Annotated in this window: 7 protein-coding genes, 2 tRNA genes, 4 rRNA genes and 2 pseudogenes; all 15 read right to left on the bottom strand. The window is 41.4% G+C overall.

What is annotated here, in order from left to right; translation table 11 throughout:
• Positions 1-48: 48 nt before the first annotated feature.
• Positions 49-1600, bottom strand: a 16S ribosomal RNA gene (locus LBYS11_RS00075).
• 302 nt (positions 1601-1902) lie between these two features.
• Complete coding sequence (locus tag LBYS11_RS00070) at positions 1903-2796, bottom strand: patatin-like phospholipase family protein (protein ID WP_048395942.1); 894 nt, start codon at positions 2794-2796, stop codon at positions 1903-1905.
• Positions 2797-3402: 606 nt separating this feature from the next.
• Positions 3403-3527, bottom strand: a pseudogene (locus LBYS11_RS00065) (IS200/IS605 family transposase); the annotation flags it as partial.
• 123 nt (positions 3528-3650) lie between these two features.
• A 5S ribosomal RNA gene (rrf, locus tag LBYS11_RS00060) occupies positions 3651-3766 on the bottom strand.
• Between the two features lie 70 nt (positions 3767-3836).
• Positions 3837-6764, bottom strand: a 23S ribosomal RNA gene (locus LBYS11_RS00055).
• A gap of 90 nt (positions 6765-6854) precedes the next feature.
• Positions 6855-6930 (bottom strand) — tRNA-Ala (locus LBYS11_RS00050).
• A 12-nt stretch (positions 6931-6942) separates the two neighbouring features.
• Positions 6943-7019, bottom strand: a tRNA-Ile gene (locus LBYS11_RS00045).
• A 94-nt stretch (positions 7020-7113) separates the two neighbouring features.
• A 16S ribosomal RNA gene (locus LBYS11_RS00040) occupies positions 7114-8665 on the bottom strand.
• The 16S, 23S and 5S rRNA genes sit together here with 2 tRNA genes alongside, the layout of an rRNA operon.
• A 391-nt stretch (positions 8666-9056) precedes the next feature.
• Positions 9057-10139: an HD-GYP domain-containing protein gene (locus LBYS11_RS00035; RefSeq protein WP_103117219.1), complete on the bottom strand. Its 1083-nt coding sequence runs from the start codon at positions 10137-10139 to the stop codon at positions 9057-9059.
• A gap of 141 nt (positions 10140-10280) precedes the next feature.
• Complete coding sequence (gene gyrA, locus LBYS11_RS00030; protein ID WP_066038361.1) at positions 10281-12746, bottom strand: DNA gyrase subunit A; 2466 nt, start codon at positions 12744-12746, stop codon at positions 10281-10283.
• 25 nt (positions 12747-12771) lie between these two features.
• Positions 12772-14706 (bottom strand): DNA topoisomerase (ATP-hydrolyzing) subunit B, encoded by a 1935-nt coding sequence (gene gyrB / locus LBYS11_RS00025; RefSeq protein WP_048395198.1) that lies wholly within the window; start codon positions 14704-14706, stop codon positions 12772-12774.
• 93 nt (positions 14707-14799) lie between these two features.
• A complete protein-coding gene (gene recF, locus LBYS11_RS00020) occupies positions 14800-15915 on the bottom strand; it encodes a DNA replication/repair protein RecF (RefSeq protein WP_048395200.1) in 1116 nt (371 codons plus the stop codon).
• A 3-nt stretch (positions 15916-15918) separates the two neighbouring features.
• Entirely contained in the window at positions 15919-16143 is a 225-nt protein-coding gene (gene yaaA, locus LBYS11_RS00015; RefSeq protein ID WP_004233303.1) for a S4 domain-containing protein YaaA, read from the bottom strand.
• A 113-nt stretch (positions 16144-16256) separates the two neighbouring features.
• Positions 16257-17392 (bottom strand): annotated as a pseudogene (gene dnaN, locus LBYS11_RS00010) (DNA polymerase III subunit beta).
• A 169-nt stretch (positions 17393-17561) separates the two neighbouring features.
• Entirely contained in the window at positions 17562-18911 is a 1350-nt protein-coding gene (dnaA, locus tag LBYS11_RS00005; RefSeq protein WP_004233307.1) for a chromosomal replication initiator protein DnaA, read from the bottom strand.

The raw sequence follows: 18911 nt of genomic DNA, 5'->3' as shown, positions 1-18911 counted from the left end.
AAACGTAATCTTACAAACCCAAGGTTTGTATTCCGAAATAATCCTTAGAAAGGAGGTGATCCAGCCGCACCTTCCGATACGGCTACCTTGTTACGACTTCACCCCAATCATCTATCCCACCTTCGGCGGCTGGCTCTAAAAGGTTACCTCACCGACTTCGGGTGTTACAAACTCTCGTGGTGTGACGGGCGGTGTGTACAAGGCCCGGGAACGTATTCACCGCGGCATGCTGATCCGCGATTACTAGCGATTCCGGCTTCATGTAGGCGAGTTGCAGCCTACAATCCGAACTGAGAACGACTTTATCGGATTAGCTCCCTCTCGCGAGTTGGCAACCGTTTGTATCGTCCATTGTAGCACGTGTGTAGCCCAGGTCATAAGGGGCATGATGATTTGACGTCATCCCCACCTTCCTCCGGTTTGTCACCGGCAGTCACCTTAGAGTGCCCAACTAAATGATGGCAACTAAGATCAAGGGTTGCGCTCGTTGCGGGACTTAACCCAACATCTCACGACACGAGCTGACGACAACCATGCACCACCTGTCACCGTTGCCCCCGAAGGGGAAACTATATCTCTACAGTGGTCAACGGGATGTCAAGACCTGGTAAGGTTCTTCGCGTTGCTTCGAATTAAACCACATGCTCCACCGCTTGTGCGGGCCCCCGTCAATTCCTTTGAGTTTCAGTCTTGCGACCGTACTCCCCAGGCGGAGTGCTTAATGCGTTAGCTGCAGCACTAAGGGGCGGAAACCCCCTAACACTTAGCACTCATCGTTTACGGCGTGGACTACCAGGGTATCTAATCCTGTTTGCTCCCCACGCTTTCGCGCCTCAGCGTCAGTTACAGACCAGAAAGTCGCCTTCGCCACTGGTGTTCCTCCAAATCTCTACGCATTTCACCGCTACACTTGGAATTCCACTTTCCTCTTCTGCACTCAAGTCCCCCAGTTTCCAATGACCCTCCACGGTTGAGCCGTGGGCTTTCACATCAGACTTAAAGGACCGCCTGCGCGCGCTTTACGCCCAATAATTCCGGACAACGCTTGCCACCTACGTATTACCGCGGCTGCTGGCACGTAGTTAGCCGTGGCTTTCTAATAAGGTACCGTCAAGGTACAGCCAGTTACTACTGTACTTGTTCTTCCCTTACAACAGAGTTTTACGATCCGAAAACCTTCTTCACTCACGCGGCGTTGCTCCATCAGGCTTTCGCCCATTGTGGAAGATTCCCTACTGCTGCCTCCCGTAGGAGTCTGGGCCGTGTCTCAGTCCCAGTGTGGCCGATCACCCTCTCAGGTCGGCTACGCATCGTCGCCTTGGTGAGCCGTTACCTCACCAACTAGCTAATGCGCCGCGGGCCCATCCTATAGCGACAGCCGAAACCGTCTTTCAGTCTTTCACCATGAGGCAAAAGAGATTATTCGGTATTAGCCCCGGTTTCCCGGAGTTATCCCAAACTATAGGGTAGGTTGCCCACGTGTTACTCACCCGTCCGCCGCTAACGTCAAAGGAGCAAGCTCCTTTTCTGTTCGCTCGACTTGCATGTATTAGGCACGCCGCCAGCGTTCGTCCTGAGCCAGGATCAAACTCTCCATAAAAGAAATTTGATTAGCTCAAATTTTGCTGGCATCATGTTTGATGTCCAAAATTTTTGTTTTGTTCACTAGCAAAACTAGCTACTTAAAACTTTATTGATTACGTTTTGCTTGTTCAGTTTTCAAGGTTCATTTTGTTTACTCTTCTGTAAGAGTTAACTTTTATATAATAACATGTTTTATATTTAATGTCAAACAGTTATTTTATTTTATATTTTAGTAGCTGCATATCTCAACAGCAACTTTTATATAATAACACCCTATTTGTCATTGGTCAATAGTTTTATAATTATTTTTTTGAAAAATTATAACCTCAATCTTGGCCAATTTCGTAAAAATTGAATTGTACGGTTTCTTCCTATTTCTAATAGAGTTTCTTTTGTTTCTTCATTTAAATCAAATTGGGTTGCACTATAATCTTCTACAGGAATAAAAATAATGTCTCTTTCGTGTCGTCTTGATATATACCTTTCATCATGTGCATCTTTCATAGTTGAAAATAGTGCCTCAAATAAATTTAGACCATTCTTAATTTCTTGAGGACATTGTTCTTCTCTTCTTCTACTAAGTTTCAGACCTAAAATCGGACGTACTTTCCGACCTTCTTTATCATCGAATATCCATAGTGGAAAATTACTTAAAACACCACCATCCACTATAACCGATTCACCCTTCCCAGTCTTTAATGTAACTGGTTCAAAGAAAAAAGGTATACCACAACTCATGCGTAACGCACAAGCTACTGAAAAATTCTTTGCTTCAATTTGATATTTATGCAAATCGTCTGGTAAAACAATCATTCTACCATTCGTTAAATCTGAAGCTACTAATTTAAGAGAATCTTTAGGCAGATCACCAAAAGTATATACTCCTTTTGCAGCTAGCTTTTGGAAAAACCATTTTTCTAACGCCTTTCCTTTATAGAGACCTAAGTGATTATAAACATTTACCCATTTCATAAAAGGAAAAGGGAAAATTGTTCTTCTTGGATCAAGTAATGAAGGAACATCTAACTCTTCTAGCATCATTTCTATCTCTTTTCCACTATAACCCGCAGCAATAAAGGCAGCTAAAATGGCACCTGCACTTGTACCAGCTACACGTTTAAATCGAAAATGTTCAGCTTCTAATACTTGATATGCCCCTACTAAGGCAAAGCCCTTCAAACCGCCACCAGAAAACACGCCATCAATCCACAAAATTTCCTCTCCTTTTTGATGTAATCTTTACAGTATAAGGATGAAGAATGACGAATAGAACTAAATTTTCTACTTTATTGACGATACTTATGTACATAGCAGCAAACTTTAACGAAGTGTCTAGCTAAAATTCGATTACAGTATCATATAAGAATATGCGGTGAAATATGGTTATTCTAAGAAATGTATAGAGCTACTTAAATGCTAATGTAGTTTCAACAATAATTTTAGTTCCGGAAATTTTTAGTGTAGAACATATTTTTAACAACAAAAATAAAGGGCCTAAGTCCCAAACAATATTTAATTTAAATCACAGCCCTTATCTATATTAACTATGTCTTATAAGAACGTACTGATGGTGATTGATATTATTTAATTTTAAAAAAAGTTACAGAATGTTTAGCTATCCACTAATGCTGGGGTTTTCATAACTTCTAATTTTATTCTTTCACTGAAGGCTTGAAAATTTTAGCCGACTTAGTTAATAGCTTACTAACCCCTTCTATATCTCGCTAAGATTACAATGAATCAGAACCACCAGTCTAACTGGTGGTTTGCTCTCGCGTGAAACGCTGGGGTACTGGTCCGTGTCAAAAGACACACTCAAAACTTCCTGTTTCCATATTTGTATTCAGGTTGGCATGCCGATCGAATATCATTAAGCTACTCTTCCCTTTCAAATAAACAACAAAAGATGAAACAATTATTTTTGCTCGGATACTCACCAACATACCTGATTGTTCGTCTGTTTTTTTCTTGTCCATAGCTAGAAGCTCTTTGGAACCCCTCGCATAGCAAGGTTTTTTAAAATATACAATAAAAAAACAGTCAGCGCACAGCTGACTGTTTTGTTTGCCTAGCGACGTCCTACTCTCACAGGGGGAAGCCCCCAACTACCATCGGCGCTAAAGAGCTTAACTTCCGTGTTCGGTATGGGAACGGGTGTGACCTCTTTGCCATCATCACTAGACTTTTTATTTAATTGAAAGATTTATTCTTTCAAAACTGGATAAACGGTGCATTGAATGTTTCAAACTTTTTTGGTTAAGTCCTCGATCGATTAGTATTCGTCAGCTCCATGTGTCACCACACTTCCACCTCGAACCTATCTACCTCATCGTCTTTGAGGGATCTTACTTACTTGCGTAATGGGAAATCTCATCTTGAGGGGGGCTTCATGCTTAGATGCTTTCAGCACTTATCCCGTCCACACATAGCTACCCAGCGATGCCTTTGGCAAGACAACTGGTACACCAGCGGTGTGTCCATCCCGGTCCTCTCGTACTAAGGACAGCTCCTCTCAAATTTCCTACGCCCACGACGGATAGGGACCGAACTGTCTCACGACGTTCTGAACCCAGCTCGCGTACCGCTTTAATGGGCGAACAGCCCAACCCTTGGGACCGACTACAGCCCCAGGATGCGATGAGCCGACATCGAGGTGCCAAACCTCCCCGTCGATGTGGACTCTTGGGGGAGATAAGCCTGTTATCCCCGGGGTAGCTTTTATCCGTTGAGCGATGGCCCTTCCATGCGGAACCACCGGATCACTAAGCCCGTCTTTCGACCCTGCTCGACTTGTAGGTCTCGCAGTCAAGCTCCCTTGTGCCTTTACACTCTACGAATGATTTCCAACCATTCTGAGGGAACCTTTGGGCGCCTCCGTTACCTTTTAGGAGGCGACCGCCCCAGTCAAACTGTCCGCCTGACACTGTCTCCTGCCCCGCTAAGGGGCATGGGTTAGAATTTCAATACAACCAGGGTAGTATCCCACCGACGCCTCCTTCGAAGCTGGCGCTCCGAGATCTCTGGCTCCTACCTATCCTGTACAAGTTGTACCAAAATTCAATATCAGGCTACAGTAAAGCTCCACGGGGTCTTTCCGTCCTGTCGCGGGTAACCTGCATCTTCACAGGTACTATAATTTCACCGAGTCTCTCGTTGAGACAGTGCCCAGATCGTTACGCCTTTCGTGCGGGTCGGAACTTACCCGACAAGGAATTTCGCTACCTTAGGACCGTTATAGTTACGGCCGCCGTTTACTGGGGCTTCAATTCGCAGCTTCGCTTGCGCTAACCACTCCTCTTAACCTTCCAGCACCGGGCAGGCGTCAGCCCCTATACGTCACCTTACGGTTTTGCAGAGACCTGTGTTTTTGCTAAACAGTCGCCTGGGCCTATTCACTGCGGCTCTCATGCGCTTGCACGCTCAAGAGCACCCCTTCTCCCGAAGTTACGGGGTCATTTTGCCGAGTTCCTTAACGAGAGTTCTCTCGCACACCTTAGGATTCTCTCCTCGACTACCTGTGTCGGTTTGCGGTACGGGCACCTCTCACCTCGATAGAGGCTTTTCTTGGCAGTGTGAAATCAGGAACTTCGTCCATACGGACTCGCCATCACAGCTCAACGTTACAGTGTGCGGATTTGCCTACACACACGCCTTACTGCTTGGACGCGCACAACCAACGGCGCGCTTACCCTATCCTACTGCGTCCCCCCATTTCTCAAACGGTGAGGAGGTGGTACAGGAATATCAACCTGTTGTCCATCGCCTACGCCTATCGGCCTCGGCTTAGGTCCCGACTAACCCTGAGCGGACGAGCCTTCCTCAGGAAACCTTAGTCATACGGTGGACGGGATTCTCACCCGTCTTTCGCTACTCATACCGGCATTCTCACTTCTAAGCGCTCCACCAGTCCTTCCGATCTGACTTCAACGCACTTAGAACGCTCTCCTACCACTGACATCGTAGATGTCAATCCACAGCTTCGGTGAATCGTTTAGCCCCGATACATTTTCGGCGCAGCGTCACTCGACCAGTGAGCTATTACGCACTCTTTAAATGATGGCTGCTTCTAAGCCAACATCCTGGTTGTCTGTGCAACGCCACATCCTTTTCCACTTAACGATTACTTTGGGACCTTAGCTGGTGGTCTGGGCTGTTTCCCTTTTGACTACGGATCTTATCACTCGCAGTCTGACTCCCGTGTATAAATATCTGGCATTCGGAGTTTGTCTGAATTCGGTAAACCGGGATGGCCCCCTAGTCCAAACAGTGCTCTACCTCCAGTATTCTCATCACGAGGCTAGCCCTAAAGCTATTTCGGAGAGAACCAGCTATCTCCAAGTTCGATTGGAATTTCTCCGCTACCCACACCTCATCCCCGCACTTTTCAACGTGCGTGGGTTCGGGCCTCCAGTAAGTGTTACCTCACCTTCACCCTGGACATGGGTAGATCACCTGGTTTCGGGTCTACGACCACGTACTATTTCGCCCTATTCAGACTCGCTTTCGCTGCGGCTCCGCCTTCTAAAGCTTAACCTCGCACGTAATCGTAACTCGCCGGTTCATTCTACAAAAGGCACGCTATCACCCATTAACGGGCTCTAACTACTTGTAGGCACACGGTTTCAGGATCTCTTTCACTCCCCTTCCGGGGTGCTTTTCACCTTTCCCTCACGGTACTGGTTCACTATCGGTCACTAGGTAGTATTTAGCCTTGGGAGATGGTCCTCCCGGATTCCGACGGAATTTCACGTGTTCCGCCGTACTCAGGATCCACTCAGGAGAGAACGAACTTTCGACTACAGGGCTTTTACCTGCTCTGGCGGACCTTTCCAAGTCGCTTCATCTAACTCGCTCTTTTGTAACTCCGTATAGAGTGTCCTACAACCCCAAGAGGCAAGCCTCTTGGTTTGGGCTCTTCCCGTTTCGCTCGCCGCTACTCAGGGAATCGATTTTTCTTTCTCTTCCTCCAGGTACTTAGATGTTTCAGTTCCCTGGGTCTGCCTTCAAGACGCTATGTATTCACGTCAAGATACTACGCGATTAAACGTAGTGGGTTCCCCCATTCGGAAATCTCCGGATCAAAGCTCACTTACAGCTCCCCGAAGCATATCGGTGTTAGTGCCGTCCTTCTTCGGCTCCTAGTGCCAAGGCATTCGCCGTGCGCCCTTAATAACTTAACCAAGTTATTAAGCCTATAAAAAAACTTAAAAAATAAATGTGTTTGTTACAATTTCAATGTCGTTTTATCCAGTTTTCAAAGAACAAAAAAATGGTGGAGCCTAGCGGGATCGAACCGCTGACCTCCTGCGTGCAAGGCAGGCGCTCTCCCAGCTGAGCTAAGGCCCCAAGAGGTATATATGGTGGGCCTAAATGGACTCGAACCATCGACCTCACGCTTATCAGGCGTGCGCTCTAACCAGCTGAGCTATAGGCCCTCTTGGAAGTTTTATTAAATTTCATAAACCTTCAAAACTGAACGCAAAACGTAATCTTACAAACCCAAGGTTTGTATTCCGAAATAATCCTTAGAAAGGAGGTGATCCAGCCGCACCTTCCGATACGGCTACCTTGTTACGACTTCACCCCAATCATCTATCCCACCTTCGGCGGCTGGCTCCAAAAGGTTACCTCACCGACTTCGGGTGTTACAAACTCTCGTGGTGTGACGGGCGGTGTGTACAAGGCCCGGGAACGTATTCACCGCGGCATGCTGATCCGCGATTACTAGCGATTCCGGCTTCATGTAGGCGAGTTGCAGCCTACAATCCGAACTGAGAACGACTTTATCGGATTAGCTCCCTCTCGCGAGTTGGCAACCGTTTGTATCGTCCATTGTAGCACGTGTGTAGCCCAGGTCATAAGGGGCATGATGATTTGACGTCATCCCCACCTTCCTCCGGTTTGTCACCGGCAGTCACCTTAGAGTGCCCAACTAAATGATGGCAACTAAGATCAAGGGTTGCGCTCGTTGCGGGACTTAACCCAACATCTCACGACACGAGCTGACGACAACCATGCACCACCTGTCACCGTTGCCCCCGAAGGGGAAACTATATCTCTACAGTGGTCAACGGGATGTCAAGACCTGGTAAGGTTCTTCGCGTTGCTTCGAATTAAACCACATGCTCCACCGCTTGTGCGGGCCCCCGTCAATTCCTTTGAGTTTCAGTCTTGCGACCGTACTCCCCAGGCGGAGTGCTTAATGCGTTAGCTGCAGCACTAAGGGGCGGAAACCCCCTAACACTTAGCACTCATCGTTTACGGCGTGGACTACCAGGGTATCTAATCCTGTTTGCTCCCCACGCTTTCGCGCCTCAGCGTCAGTTACAGACCAGAAAGTCGCCTTCGCCACTGGTGTTCCTCCAAATCTCTACGCATTTCACCGCTACACTTGGAATTCCACTTTCCTCTTCTGCACTCAAGTCCCCCAGTTTCCAATGACCCTCCACGGTTGAGCCGTGGGCTTTCACATCAGACTTAAAGGACCGCCTGCGCGCGCTTTACGCCCAATAATTCCGGACAACGCTTGCCACCTACGTATTACCGCGGCTGCTGGCACGTAGTTAGCCGTGGCTTTCTAATAAGGTACCGTCAAGGTACAGCCAGTTACTACTGTACTTGTTCTTCCCTTACAACAGAGTTTTACGATCCGAAAACCTTCTTCACTCACGCGGCGTTGCTCCATCAGGCTTTCGCCCATTGTGGAAGATTCCCTACTGCTGCCTCCCGTAGGAGTCTGGGCCGTGTCTCAGTCCCAGTGTGGCCGATCACCCTCTCAGGTCGGCTACGCATCGTCGCCTTGGTGAGCCGTTACCTCACCAACTAGCTAATGCGCCGCGGGCCCATCCTATAGCGACAGCCGAAACCGTCTTTCAGTCTTTCACCATGAAGCAAAAGAGATTATTCGGTATTAGCCCCGGTTTCCCGGAGTTATCCCAAACTATAGGGTAGGTTGCCCACGTGTTACTCACCCGTCCGCCGCTAACGTCAAAGGAGCAAGCTCCTTTTCTGTTCGCTCGACTTGCATGTATTAGGCACGCCGCCAGCGTTCGTCCTGAGCCAGGATCAAACTCTCCATAAAAGAAATTTGATTAGCTCAAATTGTTTTGCTGGCATCATGTTTGATGTCCAAAATTATGTTTCGTTCACTAGCAAAACTAGCTACTTAAAACTTTATTGATTACGTTTTGCTTGTTCAGTTTTCAAGGTTCATTTTGTTTATTTCGTTGTCACCTCTTGGCGACTCATTTATAATATCAAGATTCCAAAACAAAGTCAACAGTTTCTCCAAAAATATTTTAATACAATATATAAATGTTTCAAAAAACAATTATGGTTAAAATGCTCACTATTTAATTGATTACTATTATTGCGAAGTGTTTGTTAAGAAAAAATTATATTAGCACTTGCGTAGAGTACATCTCTTACCTAATAAAAAAAGGCAAACCACATAATATAGTTTGCCCGTCTATCTATAAATTAGTTATGATACGTGAAATATAAAAACTGCGATTTTTCCCTAAATCAAAAATTTCCCCTGAATGAATTAATTTAATAAGTGGTCGTGTTGGGGCAAATTTATTTACAAACATTACTTCCCCACGTTCTAAATTAGAAAGCTCTACAATTGTACCTATCGGAAGATCTGCAACAATATCAATTAATGCACGTACTACTTTAATATCAAATTTACCAAACTCAGATTCATTAATCATTTCAATTACTTTAAATGAAGATTGTTTCGTTCTATATACTCGTTCACATGTCATAGCATGAAAAACATCTGCAACAGCAATGATTTGTGCAAATATAGAAATATTGGCGATCTTTTCGTTCCTCGGATATCCACTACCATTTAAACGTTCATGATGTTGGAAGATCGCTTCTTTCATCGTTTCTTTTAAAATGGTCAAATCTTTCACCATATTATGGCTATAAATCGGGTGTTTATATATCTCATCATATTCTTGCTCTGTTAATGGTGTCTTCTTATCCCTGATACGAGGATGTACTTTAGCCATACCACAATCAGCCAATAAACCACCGATGGCTACTTGAATAGTGGTTCCTCTATCATAACCAAGTTTTTGAGCAATAACTGAGGCAATCAGACCAGTTGCTACACAATGATGATACAGGTAGTCTTTTGGATTTGAATACTCATTTAAATCAAAAATAATAGTACGATCTTCTAGTACCATCTCTACTAAAGGTAAAATAATTGTTCTGGCCTTTGCAATATCTACCTTGGCGCCCGCTTCCCAGTTTTTAAATTCTTTTTTAAACTGTTCAACAGAATGATTATAGATTTTCCTAAAAGTCGGAAGTTCTTCTATTATAACTTCGACATCACTTTCATTCTTTTCTACACGCATATCATTTTCACTTTTATAAACGGGGACGGTGAAAATATTAAATGCATGAAAAACTTGCAAGTGTACATAAGAAATCATTGTATCTTTGAAAATAATCGGATACTGTGTATTAGCAAATATATCTTCAGAAATTACCTTGCCAACACCTAGCTCTGAAATTGGAACATGTATAGTTTCCACAGAATGAACACCTCTCCACTATTTCTTGCTTCAAATAAGGTATTATCATTTTATCATGGAATTCAAAATAATTACTTATTTTTCATTATTTACGTAAAAAAATCCGATGACGACATTCAATAATGTCGTCATCGGATTATATTATTCTTCGACTTCCTCTTCGTCTTCAAAAGACTCTTCTGCTTTTTCCACTTTAGCGACAGTTGCAACCAATTCGTCATCTCCTAGTCGAATTAAACGTACACCTTGCGTACTGCGCCCAATTAATGAAATATCATTTACATCCATACGGATAAGCATACCATTAATAGTTATAAGCATTAAATCCTCAGAACCATCGACGGTTTTTACAGCCACCATTGGACCATTCTTATCTGTAATCTGAATAGTTTTCAGTCCTACTCCACCACGACTTTGTAAACGATAGTCCTCTTCAGAAGTACGTTTACCGTAACCTTTTTCAGTTACTACTAATATTTCTTGCCCTGGTTCAACAATCTCCATGCCAACTACTTCATCACCATCACGTAGCTTAATGCCTCGAACACCACCAGCTGTACGGCCCATAGATCGAATGTCGTCTTCTTGGAAACGAACGAGCATACCATCGCGAGTACCAATAATCACTTGTTTCTCTCCATCTGTAAGACGTACCGAAATAAGATCGTCGTCTTCTCTCAAGCTGATTGCGATTAAACCATTTGTTCGGATGTTAGCAAATTGTGATACAGGGGTACGTTTTGTAATACCTGTTTTTGTGGTAAAGATAAAGTAAGCATCTTCATCAAACGACGCAACACGAATCATAGCTGTTACTTTTTCGCCTTTTTCTATATTAAGCAAGTTTACGATTGGTAACCCTTTAGCAGTACGACCGAACTCAGGAATTTCATATCCTTTTGCTCTAAATACTTTACCTTTAGACGTGAAGAATAAAATTGTATCGTGGGTAGAAGTATTCATTAGATGCTCTACAAAGTCGTCTTCATTTGTACCCATTCCTTGTACACCACGACCACCACGCTTTTGACTACGATATGTATTCGCAGCTAAACGCTTGATATAGCCATTATGTGTTAAAGTAACAACTGAGTTTTCAACAGGAATTAAATCCTCATCCTCAATCATTTCAATTCCACCTGATGTAATCTCAGTACGGCGCGTATCATTAAAACGTTCTTTCAACTCTAAGATTTCAGTACGAATAATATCTACAATTTTCTCTTCATCTGCTAATATTGCCTTTAATTCAGCTATAAGAACTTGAAGCTCTTGATATTCTGCTTCAATTTTTTCACGTTCTAAGCCACTTAATCGAACGAGGCGCATATCTAAAATAGCTTGAGCCTGACGCTCCGATAAGCTAAAGCGTTCCATTAATTGAGGTTTTGCTTCTTCACCACTACGTGAACCACGTATAATAGCGATTATTTCATCAATATGATCGAGTGCGATTCGTAAGCCCTCTAAAATGTGAGCGCGGTCTTCAGCTTTTCGAAGATCAAACTCTGTACGACGACGAATAATTACTTTTTGGTGTTCTAAATAATGGTATAGCATTTCTTTTAAGCCTAATACTTTAGGCTGACCGTTTACTAAAGATAGCATATTGATACCGAAGCTAGATTGCATAGCTGTTTGTTTATATAAATTATTTAGTACAACATTAGCATTTGCATCTTTACGAACTTCAATCACTACACGCATACCACGACGGTCTGATTCATCACGTAAATTTGTGATTCCATCTATTTTTTTATCACGTACAAGCTCTGCAATTTTTTCAATAAGCTTAGCCTTATTCACTTGGTAAGGCAATTCATGAATAAGAATAGTTTCCTTACCATTTGCCTTTTGCTCAATTTCCACTTTCGCACGGATGATAATGGAACCTCGACCAGTTTCATAGGCTCTACGAATACCACTACGTCCTAAAATTAATCCACCAGTAGGAAAATCAGGGCCAGGAATGATTTCCATTAGCTCTTCAGTCGTAATGGCTGGATTTTCAGAAAGTGCTATAACAGCATCAATTGTTTCGCCCAATTGATGTGGTGGAATATTTGTTGCCATACCTACAGCAATCCCTGCTGCACCGTTGACTAAAAGATTTGGATAGCGACTTGGTAAAACTATTGGTTCTTTTTCTGATCCATCATAGTTATCTGTATAGTCAATTGTATCTTTATTAATATCACGGAGCATTTCCATTGCTATTTTAGACATACGTGATTCTGTATAACGCATGGCTGCTGCGCCATCACCATCAACAGAACCGAAGTTTCCGTGACCATCAACAAGCATGTAGCGATAGCTAAAATCCTGTGCCATACGTACCATTGCATCATAGATGGAAGAGTCACCATGTGGATGGTACTTACCCATTACATCCCCAACGATACGTGCTGACTTTTTGTAGGCTTTATCTGCTGTATTACCTAATTCCTGCATCCCATATAAAATACGACGATGAACTGGTTTTAATCCATCACGTACATCAGGTAATGCACGTGATACAATTACACTCATTGCATAATCAAGAAAGGATGTTTCAATTTCTTCTGTTATATTAACTCCTTTAACACCGGAGCGTTCTTGTTCTGACAAAGTGTAGACCTCCTCTCAAGAAAAATTAGATATCTAAATTAGCGTATACGGCATTTTCCTCGATAAATTGACGACGAGGTTCAACTTCATCGCCCATTAAACGTTCAAATGCTTGGTTTGCTTTAATTGCATCATCTAATTCTACTTGTAATAATGTGCGGTACTCAGGATCCATTGTTGTTTCCCAAAGCTGCTCAGCGTTCATTTCTCCAAGACCTTTATAACGCTGCACATTTGGCTTTGGCATTTTTGGTAGCCGTTCTAAAATTTCTTTTAATGTCTCTTCATCATAGCAATACTCAATATGTTTACCTTGTTTCACTTGATAAAGTGGTGGCTGTGCAATATAAATATAGCCTGCTTCTATAAGTGGTCGAAGGAAACGGAAGAAGAATGTTAAAAGTAATGTACGAATATGTGCCCCATCGACATCGGCATCTGTCATGATAATGATTTTATGATAACGAGCTTTCTCTAAATTAAACTCCTCACCAATACCAGTGCCGAATGCTGTTATCATCGCACGGATTTCCGCATTCGATAAGATTTTATCTAGACGAGCTTTCTCAACGTTAAGGATTTTACCACGTAAAGGTAAAATTGCTTGGAAGTGTCGATCACGTCCAGATTTAGCCGAACCGCCGGCAGAATCACCCTCAACAATATAAATTTCACAATCAGCTGGGTTAGTAGAAGAACAGTCAGCTAATTTACCCGGTAAGCTAGATACTTCGAGGGCATTTTTACGACGAGTAAACTCACGTGCTTTTTTCGCAGCTACACGAGCACGGGCTGCCATTAATCCTTTTTCCACAATCTTTCGTGCAACCGTTGGATTTTCTAACATAAAACGCTCAAAGCCATCTGAGAACAAAGAATTGGTAATTTGACTTACTTCTGAATTCCCTAACTTTGTTTTTGTTTGTCCTTCAAATTGCGGATCTGGGTGTTTCACAGAAACTATAGCTGTTAACCCTTCTCGTACATCCTCACCTGTAAGATTAGCGTCAGATTCTTTTAGTAATCCACTTTTTCGTGCATAGTCATTAATAACGCGTGTAAGGGCTGTTTTAAACCCTGACTCATGTGTACCGCCCTCATACGTATTAATGTTATTAGCAAATGAAAAAATATTAGAAGAGAATCCAGCATTATATTGCATAGCAATTTCTACTGTGATGCCATCCTTCTCTCCAAGAACATCAATTGGATCATGAATTGGCTCTTTAGATTGATTTAAATGCTCAACATAAGAACGAATACCACCTTCATAATGGTATGTTGTTGAGCGAATCTCTTCTTCACGTTCATCAGCAATCGTAATCTTAATACCACGATTTAAATAAGCCAATTCTCTAATACGATGAGCTAAAATATCATATTCATAAACAGTAGTTTCTTTAAATATTTCTGGGTCAGCTTTAAAACGAGTTGTTGTACCATTATGATCTGTGTCACCGATAACCATTAACTCTTGAACTGTTTTTCCACGTTCAAATTTTATTTCATGGATATGACCTTCACGATGTACTTGAACAATTGTTTCAACAGAAAGTGCATTTACTACTGATGCTCCAACTCCATGAAGACCACCAGAAACTTTATAGCCTCCACCGCCAAATTTACCACCAGCATGTAAAACAGTCATAATAACTTCAACAGCAGGCTTACCCATCTTTTCTTGAATACTAACTGGAATACCACGACCGTTATCTTCTACACGAATCCAGTTTTCTTTTTCAATTGTTACTTTGATATCTGTACAAAATCCTGCAAGTGCTTCATCGATACTATTATCAACAATTTCCCATACTAAATGGTGAAGCCCTTTAGAGCTAGTTGAACCGATATACATCCCTGGTCTTTTACGTACTGCTTCTAAACCTTCTAATACCTGTATCTGATCGGCCTCATAAGCTTGGTTTTGTAAACCTTCGTTCTCTATAGCCACGGCTTTCATCTACTCCTTCATAACATCATTGTGTGTAAATGAATGAACAGTCAACCGAGCTGACTATTACCATTCTTTTTGTAATCTAAAAAACTACCCTGGCTAACTTCTTTCAATCGCACCTTGTTTCACGTGGAACAGTTGAGCCTGTTCCATCGTTTCATGATGAATTCCTTCCACACTTGTGGTTGTAACAAAGGTTTGGACTTCACCCTGAATGGTATTTAATAAATGCGATTGGCGATAATCATCGAGTTCCGATAAAACATCATCTAAAAGTAGTATGGGTGTTTCATTTGTTTCTTGTTTAATTAATTCAATTTCAGCAAGCTTTAAAGACAATGCAGTAGTACGCTGCTGTCCTTGTGAACCATAAGTTTGAACATCATAGCCATTCACTAAAAACTGTAAATCATCTCGGTGTGGACCAACTAATGTCACGCCTCTATCAAATTCACGTTCTCTCGCTTCAATTAATTTTTGATGTAAAGTATTTTCAATTTCACTAGTAGAGTGTTCTTTTTCAATACCAGCTACCGTACGATATTTTATAACCAGTGTTTCCTTACCTTGCGATATACCTGCGTGTATGGGTTCCGCCCACTCTTGCAATAAATCCATAAATTGAAATCTTTTACGAATAATTTGGGTAGCAGCGTGAATATATTGTTCATTGTAGACCTCATACATCACATCATTTGGCATGGACTTGCCTTGGTTCATTTTTAAAAAATGGTTACGTTGTTTTAAAACTTTTTGAAAGGTTAATAAATCATGTAAATAGACAGGCGAAATTTGCCCAATCTCCATATCAATAAAACGCCGACGTATTTGCGGACTTCCCTTTACAACGTTCAAATCCTCTGGCGCAAACATAACGACATTCATTTGACCAATATAATGACTAAGGCGACTTTGCTCTATATGATTTATCTTGCCCTTTTTACCTTTCTTTGTAATCGTAAGTTCGATCGGTAAAATACCATGCCTTTTTTTAACGGCCCCTTCTATTTTACCATAGTCTGAATCCCAACGTATCAATTCTTTATCGTTCGTTGTTCGATGGGACTTAGCCATTGCTAAAACATAGATGGACTCCATAACATTTGTTTTTCCTTGTGCATTTTCACCAATGAAAACATTAATTTTTGGAGAGAAGTTTAAAGCTAAGGCATCATAGTTACGGTAATTTGTAAGTTTTATTTGCTCAATATACATAATTTATTGTCCAGTTGGTCCTATGATTTGAAAACGACCACATCCAGGAATATTTACAATATCTCCGTTACGTAATTTACGACCTCGACGATCGTCTACTTCTCCATTTACATATACAGCATGTTCTTGTAAAAACCACTTGGCCATTCCACCTGAACTAATGGCATCAGTAATTTTTAAAAGTTGCCCTAACGTGATGAACTCCTCATCAATTTTAATGTCCTGCATAGTGTGTTCCCCTCCGAATACAGACTGTCTATCTCTCTATCATACCTAAAATTACGCCATAAGTAAAAAAAGATAGTCACAATGAGCGACTATCTTAACAGATCTTTTATTCTTTAGTAAGTTCGTACAGGTAAAATTAATTGTAAAATAGCATCATCATGAACGGAACGTAAAATAAACGGTCTCATTGCCCCAGTAAATTGAATAACTACGTCTTGTCCATCTATTGCTTTTAATGCTTCCATCATATATTTTGCACTGAATGAGATTTTCAAACCTTCCCCTTCTAATGCTTCCACAGGAATTTCTTCTTGTACTTTTCCGATTTCAGGAGAATTAGAAGAAACCTCAACTGCTTGGTTATCTAAAATTTCAAAACGGACAACATTATTACGATCTCCTCGTGCAACAAGTGATGCACGGTCAATAGCTTGTAATAAAGATTTACCATTAATTGTTACATTTGTTTGATACTCTTCAGGAATTAAACGAGTTGTGTCAGGATAATTTCCTTCCAGTAAGCGAGAGAAGAATAATACATCACCAGTTTTAAATAATACTTGCTGACTTGTAATAACGATTTGGACAAGATTTGTAGAATCTTCAAGTACTTTATTTAATTCATTCAAACTTTTCCCTGGAATTACTACACTATGTTCAACTTCTGGTAAATTTTCGAGTTGCACTTTACGTCTTGCCAAACGATGACTATCTGTTGCAACACAGATTAATGTTTCATTTTGATCTGCCAGTTTACACCTGTCAACACGGGTCTACTTTCTGAAGTGGCAACAGCGAATACTGTTTCACGGATAATTGTTTTTAAGAGATCAGCAGGAATAGTAAATTTTTGATCTTCTGTAAGCTCTGGTAATAAAGGATACTCTGCTGCATCTGAGCCAATTAAATGGAATTCCGATTTCCCTGAACGAATATGCGTTTGGAAACCTGGTGTTACTTGAATTTCAACATCGTTTGTTGGTAATTTACGTACGATTTCATTAAACATACGTGCTTGTACAACAATTGAACCTGTTTCTGTAATGTGAATAATTTGTTGTCCATCTTCTTCTACTGGAATAAATGTTTGAATAGTTATATCAGCATCACTACCAGTTAAGCGGATCCCTTCCTCTGTTACGTCAATTTTAATACCAGTTAAAATCGGAATAGTTGTTTTTGAACTTACTGCTTTCATGACATCATTTAAACCTTCTAATAAACGGTCACGTAAAATATCAAATTTCATTCGTTTTCCCTCACATATTTATATTATTTATTTATATAAAATAAAAAGATATAGTAATAGGCCCTGTGGATTTGTGGATAAGTATATTTTTATGAATAAAATCAGTCTATCCACATGTAGATAGACTGTGTATAAGTTTGTGTTTAAATAGTTAGTTTGTCCACAGCAATTACTTGCCTAGCATACTACGAATTTGTTTAACATCTTGTTGAAGTTGAACGTCATTTTTCAACATAGAAGATATTTTTTCGTGCGCATGGATGACAGTCGTATGATCGCGGCCACCAAATTCTTCGCCAATTTTGGGCAGCGAAAAATCTGTCAACTCGCGTGATAAGTACATAGCGATTTGACGTGGAAAAGCAATTAATTTAGTACGTTTTTTAGCAGCGAAATCTTCCAAACGTATACTAAAATGTTCCCCTACTGCATTTTGAATGTCTAATATTGTCACTGTTCGCGGTTTTGAATTTGGAATGATATCCTTCAATGCCTCGGCAGCTAATGTCGCTGTAATATCTTTGTTTACAAGAGATGAGTAGGCAACGACGCGAATAAGCGCACCTTCAAGCTCCCTAATATTGGAGTCAATCTGGTTCGCAATATAAAGCATTACTTCATTTGGTACCTCTAGACCGTCTGCTTTTGCTTTTTTACGCAAAATAGCGATACGAGTTTCCAAATCGGGTGGAGCAATATCAGTTATTAACCCCCACTCGAAACGTGAACGGAGCCGATCTTCTAAAGTTGGGATCTCCTTAGGAGGTCGGTCACTTGATATAACAATTTGTTTGGATTCTTCATGTAAAGTATTAAAAGTGTGGAAAAATTCTTCTTGAGTTGATTCTTTTCCAGCAAGGAATTGAATATCATCAATTAGCAGTACATCCACGTTGCGGTACTTATTGCGAAAATCAAGTGCTTTGTTATCACGAATTGAGTTAATAAATTCATTTGTAAATTTCTCGGATGATAAGTACACTACTTTAGCATTTGGATTATGCTCTAATACATAATGACCAATAGCGTGCATTAAGTGCGTTTTACCTAGCCCTACTCCCCCATAAATAAAGAATGGATTGTATGCCTTAGCAGGTGCTTCAGCTACAGCTAGCGAAGCTGCATGTGCAAAGCGGTTACCAGAGCCAATAACAAACGTGTCAAAAGTATATTTCGGGTTTAACATACCTGGTGAAATATCATGATGTTCATTATTTTTTGCTTGGATAATCGGCGCTGGCAAATCAAAATCGTCCGAATCCTGGTTTTTTTGAACAACAAATTTAATAAGCAAGTCTTCGCCTGTTAGCTCCGTTAATATACCTGTAATCAAATGAATATAATGATTTTCAAGCCAGTCTCGAGCAAACGAATTTGGCGCAGCAATTGTCACAGTGGACCCACTACCATTGTAAGATAGTAACTTTGTAGACTTTAGCCACGTTTCGAAGCTTGGTTTAGAAATTTTTTGTTCAACTTGAGCCAGGACATTGTTCCATAGTTCTTCTAAATGTTCCAA

It is taken from the genome of Lysinibacillus sp. YS11 (genome assembly GCF_002896375.1).
Taxonomy (GTDB): Bacteria; Bacillota; Bacilli; order Bacillales_A; family Planococcaceae; genus Lysinibacillus; species Lysinibacillus capsici.
The sequence above is the reverse complement of the archived record's forward strand: the minus strand, read 5'-3'. Positions and strand labels throughout refer to the sequence as shown.

Excerpts from the sequence above, each read along its gene's own strand:
- gyrB (WP_048395198.1), bottom strand. The coding sequence starts at position 14,706 with ATGAAAGCCGTGGCTATAGAGAACGAAGGTTTACAAAACCAAGCTTAT.
- recF (WP_048395200.1), bottom strand. The coding sequence starts at position 15,915 with ATGTATATTGAGCAAATAAAACTTACAAATTACCGTAACTATGATGCC.
- yaaA (WP_004233303.1), bottom strand. The coding sequence starts at position 16,143 with ATGCAGGACATTAAAATTGATGAGGAGTTCATCACGTTAGGGCAACTT.